This is a genomic window from Allobosea sp. ASV33, assembly GCF_016428755.1.
GTDB lineage: Bacteria > Pseudomonadota > Alphaproteobacteria > Rhizobiales > Beijerinckiaceae > Allobosea.
In genome coordinates this window covers 1-15,870 of sequence record NZ_JAELTI010000072.1, presented here as the reverse complement: position 1 = coordinate 15,870, position 15,870 = coordinate 1, and the positions used below count along the sequence as shown (strand labels likewise).

Sequence of the window (15,870 nt, the reverse complement as noted above, 5' to 3'; positions counted from 1 at the left end):
TCCGAGCCGGATGATGACTGACAAGACCAGCACCGCCAAAGCCGCCGAGACCGCTGCCGACAGCGTCGACTACTCGCAAACACTGTTCCTGCCCCAGACCGAGTTCCCGATGCGCGCCGGCCTGCCGCAGCGCGAGCCGGAACTGCTCGCCCGCTGGGCGAAGATGGACCTCTATCGCAAGCTGCGCGAAGCGGGGCAGGGGCGCGACAGGTTCGTGCTCCACGACGGCCCTCCCTATGCCAACGGCAACATCCATATCGGCCATGCGCTGAACAAGGTGCTGAAGGACCTCGTCACGCGCTCGCAGCAGATGCTCGGCTACGATTCGAACTATGTGCCGGGCTGGGACTGCCACGGTCTGCCGATCGAGTGGAAGATCGAGGAGCAGTATCGCGCCAAGGGGCTGAACAAGGACGACGTTCCGGTCGTCGAGTTCCGCAAGGAATGCCGCGCCTTCGCCGAGCACTGGGTCGATGTCCAGCGCGAGGAGTTCAAGCGCCTGGGCGTCGAGGGCGACTGGGCCAACCCCTACCTGACCATGGCCTATCCGGCCGAGGCGCAGATCGCGCGCGAGATCATGAAATTCGCCGAGACCGGCCAGCTCTATCGCGGCTCCAAGCCGGTGATGTGGTCGGTGGTCGAGAAGACCGCCCTGGCCGAGGCCGAGGTCGAGTACGAGGAGCATACGAGCGATACGATCTTCGTGCCGTTCCCGGTGCTGACCGGTCCGGCCGCGCTGGCCGGCGCGGGAGTCGTGATCTGGACGACGACCCCCTGGACGATCCCCGGCAATCGCGCGATCTCCTACAATCACAAGATCGCCTACGGCCTCTACAAGGTCACGGCTGCGCCCGAGAACAACTGGGCCAAGATCGGGGCCATCTACATCATCGCCAAGAATGTCGCCGAGAGCGTCTTCAAGGCGGCCAAGGTCGAGGCTTTCGAGCTGGTGGCGGACGTTTCCGCCGATGAGCTTGCCTCGCTTACGACGGCCCATCCGCTGCGCGGCCGCGGCTATGACTTCGTCGTTCCGCTGCTTGATGGCGACCATGTCACGGATGATGCCGGTACCGGCTTCGTCCACACCGCGCCCAGCCACGGCCGCGAGGACTTCGACGTCTGGATGGCGAACGGCCGCCAGCTCACCGAGCGCGGCATCGAGACCCGTATCCCCTATACCGTGGACGCCGACGGCCGCTTCACCAAGGAGGCACCGGGCTTCGAGGGCGCGCAGGTCATCACCGACAAGGGCGACAAGGGCAATGCCAACGACGTCGTCATCAAGGCGCTGGTCGAGGCCGGCAACATCATCGCGCGCGGCCGCCTGAAGCACCAGTATCCGCATTCGTGGCGCTCGAAGAAGCCGGTGATCTTCCGCAACACGCCGCAATGGTTCATCGCCATGGACAAGCCGATCGGCGAGGCCGGGGCGCCGAATGCGGCCGATCCGCAGCCGGTTGCCGGCGGCAATGCCGACACGCTGCGCAACCGCGCGCTGAAGGCGATCAAGGAGACGGAATGGGTTCCCGCCGCCGGCGAGAACCGCATCACCGGCATGATCGCCAACCGCCCGGACTGGGTGGTCTCGCGCCAGCGCGCCTGGGGCGTGCCGATCACCGTCTTCGTCGAGAAGGAGACCAAGGACATCCTCGTCGATGCCCGGGTCAACGCTGCGATCGCGGAAGCCTTCGAGGCCGAGGGCGCCGACGCCTGGTTCACCGATACGGACGGCGCCCGCTTCCTCAAGCCCTTCGGCTATGATCCCGCGCAGTACGAGCGCGTCACCGACGTGCTCGACGTCTGGTTCGATTCGGGCTCGACCCATGCCTTCACGCTGGAGAAGCGGGCCGACCTGCGCGCCCGTCGCCGCGGCGATGGCGGCAAGGACCGTGTGATGTATCTCGAAGGCTCGGACCAGCATCGCGGCTGGTTCCATTCGAGCCTGCTCGAAAGCTGCGGCACGCGCGGGCGGGCGCCCTACGATATCGTCCTGACCCATGGCTTCTGCCTGGACGAGAAGGGCGAGAAGATGTCGAAGTCGAAGGGCAACGTCACCGCGCCCCAGACCGTCATCCAGGATTCCGGCGCCGACATCCTGCGCCTCTGGGTCGCGGCAGCCGACTATTCGGACGACCTGCGCATCGGCAAGGAGATCCTCAAGACCTTCGTCGAGACCTATCGAAAGCTGCGCAACACGATGCGCTGGATGCTCGGCACGCTCGCCCATTTCAGCGAGGACGTCCGCGTTTCCGATCCGCAGACCATGCCGGAGCTGGAGCGGCTGATGCTGCACCGCCTCGCCGAGCTGGGGCCGCAGGTCGAGGAAGCCTATCGCACCTACGACTACAAGAAGGTCGTGTTCCTGCTCTCGCAGTTCATGAACACCGAGCTCTCGGCCTTCTATTTCGACGTGCGCAAGGACGCGCTCTACTGCGACCCGCTGTCGAGCCATGTCCGCAAGAGCGCGCTGACGGTCGTCGACCATCTCTTCCGCTGCCTGACGACCTGGCTCGCGCCGATCCTGGTCTTCACCGCCGAGGAAGCCTGGCTCGACCGTTATCCCGACCAGAAGGCGGGCGAGGGCTCGGTCCATCTCGAGCGTTTCGCGGAAGCGAAGGCGGGCTGGCTCGATCCGGAACTGGCCGAGCGCTGGAGCAAGATCCGCCGCGTGCGCCGCGTCGTCACCGGCGCGCTGGAGCTGGAGCGCGCGGCCAAGCGCCTCGGCTCCTCGCTCGAGGCCGCGCCGCAGGTCTTCGTCGCCGATCCGGACCTGTATGCGGCCTTGTCCGGGATCGACCTCGCCGAGGTCGCCATCACCTCCGGTATCGTAGTCGAGAGCGGCGAGGGGCCGGCTGACGCGTTCCGCCTCGCCGACGTGCCCGGCGTCGCGGTCGTTCCGCATCGCGCGTCCGGGATCAAATGCGCCCGCTCCTGGAAGTATTTCGATCCGGCGAGCGCCGACAAGGCCTATCCGCAGGTGACGCCGCGCGACGCCAAGGCTCTGAAGGAGCTGGGAGTGCGCGCCTGATGACGCCTGCCCGTCGTTTCGGCCTCGCCACGCTGCTGATCGTCTTCATTGCCGATCAGCTCCTGAAATGCTGGCTACTCTACAGCGTCGGGCTGGCGCAGAACGGGCCGTTCGATCTTGCCCCGTTCCTGACGATCGTCCTCGCCTGGAACCGTGGCATCTCCTATGGCCTGTTCCAGCAGGGCACCGATCTCGGTCGCTGGTTCCTCGTCGTCATCTCCTTCGTCGCGGCGATTTGGCTCTGGCGCTGGATGTGGCGCGAGCCGCGGCGCTTCACGGTGTTCAGCCTCGCGCTGATCATCGGCGGGGCGCTCGGCAATGGACTCGACCGTGCCGTCTATGGGGCGGTCGTCGATTTCGTCCATGTCCACTGGGGCAGCTTTAGCTGGTATATCTTCAACATCGCCGATGTCGCGATCGTTGTCGGAGTGCTCGGCCTGCTATATGAGTCCTTCCGCCCGAGCGCGGAAAACACAGCTTAACGACGGCCTCGCCATTGTTTTGCCGTTCGTCTGGGTTCTAGAGCATCGGCCCGAAAGGTGGAGCGCGGTTTTCGGGCAAAGCCGATGCGAAATCACCGGGCGAGATCGTCCGAAGGGAGATTTGACATGGCCGAACGCATTCGCGTGGCTCATCTGCTCATCGCCGGCGGGCTTGTGCTCGGGGCGTCGCCCGCCTTTGCGCAGGACGGCATGCTGTTCAAGAACCTGCTGGAAGGCACGTTCGGCAAGAGCACTCCCGATATCGACTATCGCGAGCGGGCTCCGCTGGTCGTGCCGCCGAACTCGACCCTGCCGCCGCCGCAGCCATCCGCCAGCGCGCGCAATGCCGCTTGGCCGAAGGATCCGGATGTGGAGCGCCGCAAGGAAGATCGGGAGCGCCGCTACGTTCCGGCCGACGGCGTGCGCGACAATCCGATGCTCTCCCCCCAGGAAATCCGCCGCGGCCGCACGACCACCGCGTCGCAGAGGCCTGCCGCGCCTGCGCGCGGCGATAACGACCTCTACCGCGATGTCATCGAGCCGATCCGCATCGGCAAGGAACAGGCCGCGCACTACAACGAAGAGGCCGAGAAGCAGCTCACCTACGGCTCCGAGCCGCCGCGCCGCACCCTGATCGAGCCGCCGACCGGCTATCGCCGCCCGGCTGGCACCGCTGCGCTTGGCCCAGGCCTGAGCGGCCCGGTCGAGAACACGCAGGCGGTGGGCGAGCGTGAGTTCGCGGCTGGCCAGAAGCCCATGACGGGCCGATGACCCGATTGCCGAGAGGCCTCGCCGCCTCTTGCCGAAACGCAATGGCTTGACCAAGTTGGCTATCAGGGGCGGGCGCATCGTGCCCGCCCTTTTCTGTCTGAGCGTGGAGACGACCCGAGGTGAACAGTCATGCGCACCGGATCGACCTGGCGGAGCCGGTCGAAGCGTTCCGGTTGGCCAACGGCCTCGATGTCGTGGTGGTGAAGGACCGGCGCGCGCCGGTCGTCACGCACATGGTCTGGTATCGCAACGGCTCGGCCGATGATCCCGCCGGCAAGTCGGGCATCGCGCATTTCCTCGAGCACCTGATGTTCAAGGGCACTGAGCGCTGGCCGGCCGGCGAGTTCTCGAAGATCGTCGCCGGCTTCGGCGGCCAGGAGAATGCCTTCACCTCCTTCGACTACACCGCCTATTTCCAGCGCGTGCCGAAAGAACATCTGCGCGCGATGATGGATTACGAGGCCGACCGGATGACCGGCCTCTCCTTCGACGAGGGCGTGGTCGCCCCCGAGCGCGACGTGGTGCTGGAGGAGCGGCGGATGCGCGTCGATTCCGACCCCGCCGCCCAGCTCGGCGAGGAGTTTTCCGCGACGCTGTTCTTCCACCATCCCTACGGCACGCCGATCATCGGCTGGGAGCACGAGATCGAGCGCCTGAGCCGGGACGACGCCTTCGCCTATTACCAGCGCTTCTACACGCCGGAGAACGCGATCCTCGTCGTCGCCGGCGACACCGATGCCGCTGAGGTCCGTCGCCTCGCCGAGGACACCTATGGCAGGATCGCGGCGCGCGGCGCGGCGCCCGTCCGCTCCCGCCCGATCGAGCCGGAACCCCGCGCCTCGCGCCGCGTGCAACTCAACGATCCGCGCGTGCAGCAGCCCTCGCTGCGCCGCGGCTGGCTGACCCCGACCTATACGACCGGCGAGCGCGACGAGGTGCTCGCGCTCGAACTCGTCGCCGAGATCCTCGGTGGCGGCACCACGTCGCGGCTTTATCGCAGGCTCTGCGTCGAGGACGAGCTGGCCGCCGGCGCCAGCGCCTATTTCATGGGTTCGATGGTCGATCGCGCCGCCTTCCAGCTCTCCGCCAGCCCGCGCCCCGGCGTCGAGATGGCGGCGATGGAAGCCGGCCTCGATGCGGCGCTCGCCGCCTTCCTGGCGGACGGACCAAGCGAGCTCGAACTCGCCCGCGCCCGCACGCGGCTGGTGGCGGAGACCGTCTTTGCCCGCGACAACCAGTCCTCGCTCGCCCGCATCTTCGGCTCGGCGCTGGCCGTGGGCGAGACGGTCGAGGATGTGCTCGCATGGCCCCAGCGGATCGAGGCCGTCGGGCGCGATGCCGTGATCGAGGCGGCGCGCCGCTATCTCAAGCCTGATCGCAGCGTCACCGGCTTGCTGCTGCCGGCCTGACGCCGCCGTCCCGTGTTCGAACGGGCGGGGCCTTTGCGTCCCGCCGACAGGAAGCGCCATGAACGCCCCGATTCCGACGCCCAAGCTCAATACCGCCGGCCCCGCCATCGCCGTCCAGACCGTCCGCTCGCCCGGCGGCGTCGAGGCCTGGCTTGTCGAGGAGCACAGCCTGCCGCTGATCGCGGTCGATTTCGCCTTTGACGGCGGCGCCAGCCGCGATCCTGACAACGCCGCCGGCACTGCCTATCTGATCTCTGGCCTGCTCGACGAGGGCGCCGGCGATCTCGACGCCGAGGCTTTCCAGGGCCGCATGGCCGATCATGCGATCAGCCTCGGCTTCGATGCGCGCCGCGACGATTTCCACGGCTATCTCCAGACGCTCTCGACGCATCGCGATACGGCCTTCGAGCTGCTCGGCCTGGCGCTCAACCAGCCGCGCTTCGACGCCGATGCCGTCGCCCGCGTCCGCGCCCAGATCATCGCCGGCCTGCAGCGCCAGGCTAAGAATCCCGAGGTGATGTGCCGGAACGCGCTTTATGCCGCGGCTTTCCCGGGGCATGCCTACAGCCGGCCCGAGAAGGGCGATATCGACAGCGTCTCCAGGCTGGAGGCGCCCGCGCTGAGGGCGCTGCGGCCGGCGCTGCTCGATCGTGCCGGGCTCAAGATCGTCGTCGTCGGGGACATCACCGCGGCCGAGCTCGCGGGCCGGCTCGATGCGCTTTTCGGTGGCTTGCCGCAGGGCGAGGCGCGGCCGCGCCCGGCTGAAGCCTGGCCGATCCAGGGGCTCGGCCAGACCCATGTCATCGATCTCGATGTGCCGCAGACCGTTTTGCGCTTTGTCGGGCCGGGCCTGATGTGGGACGATCCGGACTTCATCGCCGCGAGCGTGTTGAACCATATCCTCGGCGGTTCCGCCTTCACCTCGCGCCTGTTCATGGAAGTCCGCGAGAAGCGCGGCCTCGCCTATGGCGTCTCCTCCAGCCTGATGCCGCTGCGCGAGAGCGCGATGCTGGTCGGCGGCACAGCCACCCGCAACGACCGCGCCGCCGAATCGATGAAGGTCATTCGCGAGGAGATGCTGAAGCTCGCCGAGGAAGGCCCGACCGAGCACGAGGTCGAGGAGGCCAAGCGCTATATCATCGGCTCCTACCCGCTGCGTTTCGACACCTCGCCGAAGATCGCCGGCGAATTGCTGGCGCTTGCGCTACGCGGCGACACGCCGGATTTCCTGGCCCGCCGCAACGGCCTCTTCGCGGCCGTCACGCTCGCCGACGTCAAGCGCGCCGCGCAACGGCTCTTCGGCAACCCCGACCTGCTCGTGCAGGCGGTTGGCAAGCCGGTCGGGCTGGTCTGAAATGGGGCATCGGCTCGAAAAGTGGATCGCGGTTTTCGGATAGGCCGATGCGGAATTGAAAAGGGAGCATTGGGCTGAATATGATGTTCAGCCCAACGCTCCGCTCGTCTTCTCGTCGATACGGATAGGTTCATGCTTCAGCAAAGCTTCGATCTCGCGCTCGAATCCAAGGTCGGCAAAGGGGGCATCCCCGATGCGGCCTTCGAGACGGCGCTGGCCGATCTCAAGCCCGCGCTGGCGAAGCTGCAGGCGCAGGCGAAAGACGGCTCGCTCCCGCTGCTGAAGCTGCCGAGCGATACCGCCGATCTCGGCCCGGTCAAGGCCGCGGCCCATCGGTTGAAATCGGGCGGCACTACCGATGTGCTGGTGCTCGGCACCGGCGGCTCCAGCCTCGGTGGCCAGACCCTGGCGCAGCTCACCGGCTACGGCATCGCCGGCCTCTCGCAATTCACCTCCGGCGTGCGCGTCCATTTCATCGACAATCTCGACCCGGCGACCTATGCGGCACTGCTGGCCAAGCTCCCGCTCAAGACGACGAAATTCGTTGCCATCTCGAAATCGGGCGGCACCGGCGAAACCCTGCTCCAGTCCATCGCTGCGATCGAGGCCCTGCGTGGCGCGCATCTGACCGACCAGGAGATCGGCACGCATTTCGAGGGCCTGTCCGAGCCGGCCAAATCCGGCAAGCTGCATCCCTTGCGCGCGCTGCTGGAGCCTTTCGGCACGCCTTTCCTCGAACACCACACCGATGTCGGCGGCCGCTATTCCGTCCTGACCAATTGCGGCCTGCTTCCCGCCGCCGTGCTTGGCCTCGATATCGAGGCGCTCAGGCTCGGCGCCGGCCGCGCAGTGGCGCCGCTTTTCGCCGGCAAGGATGTCCGCGAGACGCCGGCTGCTGTCGGCGCCGCGCTTCATCTCGCCGCCATGCGCTCGGGCAAGAACATCGCCGTGCTGATGCCTTATGCCGACAAGCTCGCATTGCTCACCCGCTGGTGGATGCAGCTCTGGGCCGAAAGCCTCGGCAAGGACGGGCAGGGCACGCAGCCCGTCGGCGCGCTCGGCCCGGTCGACCAGCACTCGCAGCAGCAGCTCTATCTCGCCGGCCCCAAGGACAAGTTCTTCACGGTCATCACCACCAGCGTGAAGGGCAAGGGCCCGCAGATCGACGCCGCTTTGGCCGAGAAGATCGGGCAGGCCGATTTCGCCGGCAAGACGATCGGCGATCTCGTCGCGGCTCAAGGGGTCGCCATGATCGATACCTTCGCCAAGAACGGCTGCGCGGTCCGCCGCTTCCATGTCGAGCATATTGACGAGACCAGCCATGGCGAGATGCTGATGCATTTCATGCTGGAAACGATCCTGACCGGCTACGCCATGGGTGTGGACCCGTTCGACCAGCCGGCGGTGGAAGAGGCAAAGCTCCTCGCCAAGCGCTATCTTGCCGAGGGGCGGGCCTGAGTCGTTGGGCGGGCGTCATGCTCGGGCTTGACCCGGGCATCTCGTGACACGAAGGCTCGGGAGCCTCTTTCGGAAGGAGATTCTCGGGTCTGCGCTTCGCTCCGCCCGAGAATGACGAACCCTGTTTCCCAATGATCGCCAAAATTCGATGACTGTCCGCCGCCTCGATCCCGTCCTGGTCGATCGCATCGCCGCCGGCGAGGTGATCGAGCGGCCGGCTGCGGCCGTGAAGGAGCTGGTCGAGAACGCGATCGATGCCGGCGCCCGCGCCATCGCCGTGACCATCCAAGGCGGCGGCCGCGAACTGATCCGCGTCGTCGATGACGGCGCCGGCATGACGCCCGATGACCTCGAACTTGCCGTCGACCGCCACGCCACCTCGAAGCTTCCCGACGGCGACCTCTTCGCCATCGACACGCTCGGCTTCCGCGGCGAGGCCTTGCCTTCGATCGGCTCGGTCGCCCGGCTCTCAATCGCGACGCGCCGGCGCGATGCCGCGCAGGGCTCCGGTCTCGTCGTCGAGGCCGGCGAGAAGGGCGTCGTCCGCCCCGTTGCGGCTGCGCCCGGTACGCGCATCGAGGTTTCGGACCTCTTCATCTTCACCCCGGCCCGCCTGAAATTCCTGAAGAGCGACCGGGCCGAGGCGCAGGCCGTCTCCGAGATGCTGCGGCGCCTCGCCATCGCCCATCCCGAGATCCGCTTCTCGCTCGAAGGCGAGCATATCAGCGCCTTCGACTGGCCGGCCGAGCCGATCGGGGAAGAGGGGTTGCTGCGCCGCCTCGGCCGGGCGCTCGGCCGCGACTTTCCCGAGAATGCGCTGCGCATCGACGCCGAGCGCGAGGGCTTCCGTATTTCCGGCTTCGCCGGCCTGCCGACCTTCCATCGCGGCACCTCGGCCGGCGTGCATCTGTCCGTCAACGGCCGCCCGGTTCGCGATAAATTGCTACTCTCGGCGGTGCGCGGCGCCTATGCCGATGTCGTGCCTTCCGATCGGCATCCGGTGCTCTTCCTCGATATCGGCTGCGATCCGCGCTCGGTCGACGTCAACGTCCACCCTGCCAAGAGCGAAGTGCGCTTTCGCGATCCCGCGCTGGTGCGCGGCCTCGTCGTCTCCGGCCTGAAGGCGGCGCTCGCCGCCGCCGGCCATCGCGCCACCACGACCGGTGGCGCCCGCACGCTCGATGCCTTCCGCGCCGTGCTCTCGATGGGCGGCAGCGGCAACGCGATCCCGCGTCCATCCTTCCCGCAGGCGCCGGGCTGGAACGCGCCGGCTCCGTTCCCGTCGAGCGCTCCGCAATCCGGCTTCTCCGATTTCGGCGCGCCTTCAGCCGACGCCCGCGCTCATCTCGCAGAACCGTCCGCCGATGCGCTCGACCGGCCGCTTGGCGCCGCCCGTGCCCAGGTCCACGAGACCTATATCGTCGCCCAGACCCGCGAGGGCGTCGTCATCGTCGATCAGCACGCTGCCCATGAACGCCTCGTCTATGAGCGCCTCAAGGCCGAGCGCGCCCGCGACGGCATCGCCCGCCAGCCCCTGCTGCTGCCGGAAGTGGTCGAGCTCGATCCCGTAGATGCCGACCGCCTGATCGCGGCCGGTAGCGAGCTCGAAAGCCTTGGCCTCGTCCTCGAATCCTTCGGCCCCGGCGCGGTGCTGGTCCGCGAGGCGCCGAGCCAGCTTGCCGGCGGCAATCTCCAGCGCCTCGTCCGCGATGTTGCCGATGCGCTGGCGGAGCACGGAACGGCCGGCTCGCTGGAGCGCCGGCTCGACCATGTGCTGGCGACGATGGCCTGCCACAACTCGGTCCGCGCTGGCCGCCGCATGCGCCCCGAGGAGATGGACGCGCTGTTGCGCGAGATGGAGATCACGCCCAATTCCGGCCAGTGCAACCACGGCCGGCCGACCTATGTCGAGTTGAAGCTCTCGGATATCGAGAAGCTGTTCGGGCGACGGTAAGCGCGTATAAGGCGTCGACACGGCGGTCCAGGAGGCGATGATGGCAGGTGGCGAGATTGTTCAGGCGGCCTGTCACTGCAAAAGCGTTCGCTTCGAAGCGACCCTGGTCGATGGCATGAACACCGCGCGCCGCTGCGATTGCTCGTTCTGCCGCATGCGCGGCGCAGTCGTCGTTTCGGCGAGCGACGTCCGGATCGTCTCGGGCGAGGACAAGCTCGGCGAGTATCAGTTCAATACCCGGACGGCGAAGCACTATTTCTGCCTGGGCTGCGGCATCTACACCCATCACCAGCGCCGCTCGAATCCCGGCCAGCTCGGGGTGAACGTCGCTTGCATCGTTGGCGCCAGCCCCTTCGATTTCCGGGAATTGCAGGTCAATGACGGTATCAACCATCCCAGCGATAGGCCCGCCGGGGCAAAGGTGGGCATAGCCGGCATCCTACGCTACGAGCCGAGCCAAGGCTGAGGTCTGCGGCGGGGACGTCGTGAGGGCTTAGGATGTGGCCTGCAGCAACATCACCTGTGTCTCGCCGTAACCCCGCCGCTCCAGCTCTTCGAAGCCCTCTGGCAGGCTGACCTCGGCATCCGCTGCCTCTTCCAGCACGATCAGCGCGCCCGGTGTAAGCCAGCCACCTTCGCGGGCCGAGACCAGCGCCTTCTCGCCCAGCCCCTTGCGATAGGGTGGGTCGCAGAACACGAGGCCGAAGGGTGCCATGCCGGTGATCGGGCCGAGTTTCGTCGCGTCGCGGCGGAAGATGCGGCTGAAGCCGGCGAGGCCCAAAGCCATCTGGTTCTCGCGGATGATGCCGCGCGCCTCCGTGCCGTCATCGACCAGGAGCGCAAAGCCCGCGCCGCGCGACAAGGCCTCGAAACCGAGCGCGCCGGTGCCGGCAAAGAGATCGAGCACGCGTGCGCCCTCGACCGTGTCGCCATAGGCATGGACGAGCACGTTGAACAGGGATTCGCGCAGGCGGTCCGAGGTCGGCCGGATGCTGCCGATCCCCGGTTTCGGGCCGGCCAGAGGCCGGCCGCCCAGGCGTCCGCCGACGATCCGCATCGCTTAGTCGCGGCTGCCGCCGCGCGGACCACCGCCGCCGGAGCGCGGACCGTTGCCGCCACCACCCGGGCGCCCGCCGCCCGGCTTGCCGCCGAACGGCCGTCCGCCGCCGGCGGGACGATCCGCGGAGCGCGAGCCGAAGCTCTTGCCCGCCGGCTTGTCACCGAAGCTGCGGCCACGGGGCCGGTCATCGCCCGAGCGCTCCGAAGATCGCGCGCCGAAGCTCTTGCCCCCGAAGCCCTTGCCGGCGGGCTTGTCGCCAAAGCTGCGGCCGCGCGGCCGGTCCTCAGCGGAACGCTCGCGGAAGGCGCGGGCGGGCCGCTCGGCGCCGTCGCGCGGCGCGCGGTCGGGACGCTCGCCACGCGGCGCGCGGTCCTCCCAAGGGCGATCGCCGCCGCGGTCGCGTTCGCCGGCATCGCTGCGCGGGCGCCGTGCCGGCCGTTCGTCTCCGCCGGTGCGCGTGAGAGGACGCGAGGTGCGGGTCTCGTCGCCGCCACGCTCCTGGGCGCCGCGCTGCTGGCGCGGCAGGCGGTCGGGCCTGCGCTTGCTATCGCGTGCCGGGGCTTCGCGTTCCTCGGCCACGGGAGCGCGGACGCGCTCGACCAGCACGCGCCGCCCCTTGGGGTCGGCGATCGGCGTATCGCGGCGGCGCTTCACATCGCCGGTGGCCTCGCGCTCCTGCCGCTCCAGCTTCGGATCGGCACCGCGCCGCGGCGGAGCCTTGCGTTCGCGCTGCGGCTCAGTCTCGGCATCGCGCCAGACGGTGCGGGTCCAGGGCTTGTCACCGCGCAATTCGCGCACCGCCTCGCGGCGGGTCTCATGCTCATCCTCGACCGGCTCGCGACGACGGCGGGGGCGGTCGTCGCCGGCAGGCGCCGGGCGCGGCGCGGCGGGCAGGGCGTCACGGCGCGGCGATTCGAAATCGGCGCCGGCCTTGGCTGCGAGCTCGGTGCCGAGTTGGTCCTGCAATACGCGCGAGCGGATCTCGTCAGCCTCGCCCTCCTCGAGCTCGCCGAGCTGGAACGGGCCGAAGGAGATGCGGATCAGGCGGTTCACCGTCAGCCCGAGATGCTCGAGCACGGTCTTGACCTCGCGGTTCTTGCCCTCGCGCAGATCGACCGTCAGCCAGGTGTTGAAGCCCTGCTGACGCTCGAAGCGGGCGATCACCGGCCCGTAATGGACGTCATCGATGGTGACGCCGTCCTTGACCGTGTCGAGCACATCCTGCGTCACCTCGCCGAAAGCGCGCACGCGGTAGCGCCTGAGCCAGCCGGTCTCCGGCAGCTCCAGCACGCGCGCCAGCCCGCCGTCATTGGTCAGCAGCAGCAGTCCTTCGGTGTTGATGTCGAGGCGGCCGATGGTCAGCACGCGCGGCAGGTCCTCCGGCAGCACGTCGAAGACGGTGGGGCGGCCTTCCGGATCGAAATTGGTCGTCACCACGCCACGGGGCTTGTGGTAGAGCCACAGCCTTGTGCGCTCGCGGGCCGGCAAGGGCTCGCCGTCGATCAGCACGATATCGGTCGGCTTCACGTCGCGGGCCGGGCTGTCCAGCACCGTACCGTTCACGCTGACGCGGCCTTCCGCGATCATCGCCTCGCTGTCGCGGCGCGAGGCCACGCCGGCGCGCGCCATCACCTTGGCGATGCGCTCCGGCTCCTCCGCCGTAATCAGCTTGCGCTCGGGTGCATCCTCGCGCGGACGGCGCGGGCGATCATCCTGACCTTCGAAGCGGGGCGTACGCGGGCGCGAAAAGCGCTTCTCGCCATCGCGGCCCTCGCCACGCGGCGGCCGGTCGCCCTGCGGCCTGTCGCGGCCGGCGAAGGGACGCTCGCCTGTCCGGGTCGGGCGGTGCGGACGCTCATCACCGGAGCGCTCGCGGAAGCCGCGGCCTTCGCCCTCCGCCCTGGCGCGGACCGGGCGGTCGCCGTCGAAGCGGCGCGGACGCGGAGCCTCGCCCTCAGCGCCGGCAGGGCGCTCGAAGCGGCGGGCCGGGCGTTCGTCGCCGACCGAATGGCCGCGGAAGGGCTTACGCTCGCCGTCGCGAGCCGGGCGATCATCGCCCGCGGGGCGGCTGCGGAAGGGCTTGCGCTCTCCTTCGCGCGCGGGGCCGCGACCTTCGCCACTGGGGCGGCTGCCGAAGCTCTTGCCACCGAAGCCTTTGCCACCGGAGCCGGGTCCACGGCCGCCGGCGCCGCCACCCTTGCGCGGGCCGCGGCCTCTGTTGTTGTCGTCGTCTTTCATGGTTGCTCCTGAGCCGGCCGAGCACAACCGCTTTGCGGGAAAGGCCTGGCTCGCTTATTCGCTATAGCCGGCGCTTGTAGCAGAGGCTTTCCCTTGCTGCGAGCGTGAAAACTGGGGTTTTCGATGTCGCTGCCGCAACACTCATCCACCGTCGACGCCATGGCACTCGCCTTCGACGAGGCGAAGGCGGCCGCGTTGCGCGGCGAGGTGCCGGTTGGTGCGGTTGTGGTGCGTGACGGAACGGTCCTCGGCCGCGCCGGCAACCGCACGCTGGAATTGAAGGACCCGACCGCCCATGCCGAGATGCTGGCACTCAGGCTCGCCTGCGAGGTGATCGGCAGCGAGCGCCTGATCGGCTGCGATCTCTACGTCACGCTCGAACCCTGCCCGATGTGCGCGGCGGCGATCTCGTTTTCGCGGATCAGGCGGCTCTATTTCGGCGCGGGCGACCCGAAGAGCGGGGCGGTTGAGAACGGCGTCAGGCTCTATGAAAGCCCCACCTGCCACCATGCGCCGGAGGTCTATGGCGGCCTGCGCGAGACGGAAGCCGCGGCGCTGCTCCGGGACTTCTTCCGCGAACGGCGTTGATCCACCTTCCTTGTCATTCCGGGCGGAGCGAAGCGCAGACCCGGAATCCATCATAGAGCGCCGCGTTTTACGATGGATTCCGGATCAGCGCCGCTGACGCGGCTTGTCCGGAATGACAGCGAGTTTCTGGGGCGAATTTGCTCACGTATCCGACGAAGCGATGCCGAATTTCGCCGCGAGCTGCGCGCGGTCCATGCAGGAGACGTCATAGGTCACCTGCCGGCCCTTGAATTCCGGGCGCTTGCCGAATTCCCGGGTCATCGAACGGAGGACGTCGTCGACGCGTGCTTCGCAGGCTTGCACCGTGGAAAAGTCCATCTCGCTGACGCGGCTGGTGGCGCAATGCGTCTCGCCGGCGACGCAGGCCATGACGACCATGGTGAAGGCATCCATGTGAGGCGCTCCCGTTGCTGCGGTCGAGGCTGCGCCCGTATGGTTAGCGCTTGGTTAAGCCTGCGAACGCGGTCCAACTTCGCTACGCAAGGGCCGGGCCATCAAGCCAGGCCCCGCCAGCAGAGATAGGCGCCGAGCGTCAGCAACCCGGCGAAGAAGCAGATCTTGAAGGTCGCGGGCGAGATACGGCTGCGGATAAACTGGCCGCCGCCCATCCCGATGAGAGCCGGAACCAGCGCCAGCAGCGACTGCCAGGCGACGGTGCCGTTGAGCGCCCCGGCTCCGATCAGGCCGAAGGAGAGCGCCAGCGTCGAGACGATGAAGGAGATGCCGAGCGCCTGGACCAGCTCGTCCTTGTCGAAGCCGAGCGCCTGCAGATAGGGCACGGCCGGCAGCACGAAGACACCGGTGGCCGCCGTGACGACGCCCGTGGTGAAGCCGATGACAGGTCCGAGCCAGCTTTCCCAGCGCGCCGGAACGCGCAGCTTCGCCGCCTTCAAACCGACGAGCGCATAGAGAACGAGCGCGGCGCCGAGCCAGAGCGTGGCGCTGCCATCCTTCTGCTGCTGCAAAAGCCCCGCGCCGGCCCAGGTGCCGAGGCAGATGGTCGCGAGCATCGGCCAGAGCCGCTTCAGCGTGGCCCCGAGCTTCGGCCCGGTCGCGATCTGCCAGCCATTGGTCACGAGATTGGGTACGACCAGCAGCGCAGCCGCCTGTGCCGGCGCCATGACCACGCCGAGGATGCCGACCGCGATGGTCGGCAAGCCCAGTCCGATGACGCCCTTGACGAAGCCGGCGAGCACGAATGTCGCAGTGACGAAAAGGAAGAGGGGCGTGTTGTCCATGTCTCGCTTGTGGCATCGCTCGCGGCGGCTGTCGCGGCCCGACGCTACGGCCGTCGCCGTAGTGTTCCCGCTTGCGATGCGGCGGCGATGGCGCATCATGCCGGCATGAGCACCCACGGTCCCTATCTCGCGGAGATCGCCCATCTGATGGGCGATCCGGCCCGCGCCAACATGCTGCACGCGCTGATGGACGGGCGCGCGCTGACGGCGAAGGAGCTGGCCTGGATTGCCGGCGTCGCGCCGCAGACCGCGAGCGGTCACCTCGCCAAGCTGATGCAGGGCAGTCTGAT

At 68.3% G+C, this 15,870-nt stretch carries 14 protein-coding genes; 10 read left to right on the top strand and 4 right to left on the bottom strand.

The window, feature by feature from the left end:
* Positions 1–13 precede the first annotated feature (13 nt).
* The 8 genes from ileS to JHD80_RS18955 all read left to right on the top strand — a co-directional run bounded on the left by ileS (position 14) and on the right by JHD80_RS18955 (position 10,922).
* The gene (ileS, locus tag JHD80_RS18990; protein WP_199090616.1) at positions 14–3,028 is read left to right on the top strand and encodes an isoleucine--tRNA ligase; all 3,015 of its coding nucleotides are present in this window, start codon (positions 14–16) and stop codon (positions 3,026–3,028) included.
* Positions 3,028–3,510: a signal peptidase II gene (gene lspA, locus JHD80_RS18985; RefSeq protein WP_199090614.1), complete on the top strand. Its 483-nt coding sequence runs from the start codon at positions 3,028–3,030 to the stop codon at positions 3,508–3,510. The genes ileS and lspA overlap by 1 nt, the downstream gene beginning before the upstream one ends.
* Before the next feature lie 126 nt (positions 3,511–3,636).
* Complete coding sequence (locus JHD80_RS18980; protein WP_199090612.1) at positions 3,637–4,281, top strand: hypothetical protein; 645 nt, start codon at positions 3,637–3,639, stop codon at positions 4,279–4,281.
* 119 nt (positions 4,282–4,400) lie between these two features.
* Positions 4,401–5,690 carry a M16 family metallopeptidase gene (locus JHD80_RS18975; RefSeq protein WP_349237301.1) on the top strand — a complete coding sequence of 430 codons (1,290 nt, stop codon included), beginning with the start codon at positions 4,401–4,403 and terminating at the stop codon, positions 5,688–5,690.
* A 58-nt stretch (positions 5,691–5,748) separates the two neighbouring features.
* Positions 5,749–7,044 carry a M16 family metallopeptidase gene (locus JHD80_RS18970; protein WP_199090609.1) on the top strand — a complete coding sequence of 432 codons (1,296 nt, stop codon included), beginning with the start codon at positions 5,749–5,751 and terminating at the stop codon, positions 7,042–7,044.
* 132 nt (positions 7,045–7,176) lie between these two features.
* Positions 7,177–8,502 carry a glucose-6-phosphate isomerase gene (locus JHD80_RS18965; RefSeq protein ID WP_199090607.1) on the top strand — a complete coding sequence of 442 codons (1,326 nt, stop codon included), beginning with the start codon at positions 7,177–7,179 and terminating at the stop codon, positions 8,500–8,502.
* Between the two features lie 148 nt (positions 8,503–8,650).
* A complete protein-coding gene (gene mutL / locus JHD80_RS18960; protein WP_199090605.1) occupies positions 8,651–10,456 on the top strand; it encodes a DNA mismatch repair endonuclease MutL in 1,806 nt (601 codons plus the stop codon).
* Between the two features lie 37 nt (positions 10,457–10,493).
* Positions 10,494–10,922, top strand: coding sequence for a GFA family protein (locus JHD80_RS18955; RefSeq protein WP_199090603.1), 429 nt, complete (start codon positions 10,494–10,496; stop codon positions 10,920–10,922).
* 27 nt (positions 10,923–10,949) lie between these two features.
* Here the strand turns inward: JHD80_RS18955 and rsmD are convergent, their stop codons facing one another.
* Both rsmD and JHD80_RS18945 read right to left on the bottom strand, forming a co-directional pair.
* A complete protein-coding gene (gene rsmD, locus JHD80_RS18950) occupies positions 10,950–11,513 on the bottom strand; it encodes a 16S rRNA (guanine(966)-N(2))-methyltransferase RsmD (RefSeq protein WP_199090602.1) in 564 nt (187 codons plus the stop codon).
* Between the two features lie 3 nt (positions 11,514–11,516).
* The gene (locus JHD80_RS18945; RefSeq protein ID WP_248311646.1) at positions 11,517–13,754 is read right to left on the bottom strand and encodes a pseudouridine synthase; all 2,238 of its coding nucleotides are present in this window, start codon (positions 13,752–13,754) and stop codon (positions 11,517–11,519) included.
* A 123-nt stretch (positions 13,755–13,877) separates the two neighbouring features.
* Between JHD80_RS18945 and JHD80_RS18940 the strand changes: the two genes are divergently transcribed.
* Positions 13,878–14,342 (top strand): nucleoside deaminase, encoded by a 465-nt coding sequence (locus JHD80_RS18940; RefSeq protein ID WP_248311645.1) that lies wholly within the window; start codon positions 13,878–13,880, stop codon positions 14,340–14,342.
* A 141-nt stretch (positions 14,343–14,483) separates the two neighbouring features.
* On the opposite strand, the gene JHD80_RS18935 is transcribed toward JHD80_RS18940, so the two are convergent.
* Positions 14,484–14,735 (bottom strand): hypothetical protein, encoded by a 252-nt coding sequence (locus JHD80_RS18935; protein WP_199090594.1) that lies wholly within the window; start codon positions 14,733–14,735, stop codon positions 14,484–14,486.
* A gap of 101 nt (positions 14,736–14,836) precedes the next feature.
* Positions 14,837–15,580 (bottom strand): sulfite exporter TauE/SafE family protein, encoded by a 744-nt coding sequence (locus JHD80_RS18930; protein WP_199090592.1) that lies wholly within the window; start codon positions 15,578–15,580, stop codon positions 14,837–14,839.
* A gap of 105 nt (positions 15,581–15,685) precedes the next feature.
* On the opposite strand from JHD80_RS18930, the gene JHD80_RS18925 reads away from it, so the two are divergent.
* The coding region (locus tag JHD80_RS18925) for an ArsR/SmtB family transcription factor (RefSeq protein ID WP_199090590.1) at positions 15,686–15,870 on the top strand (185 nt) is incomplete at its 3' end.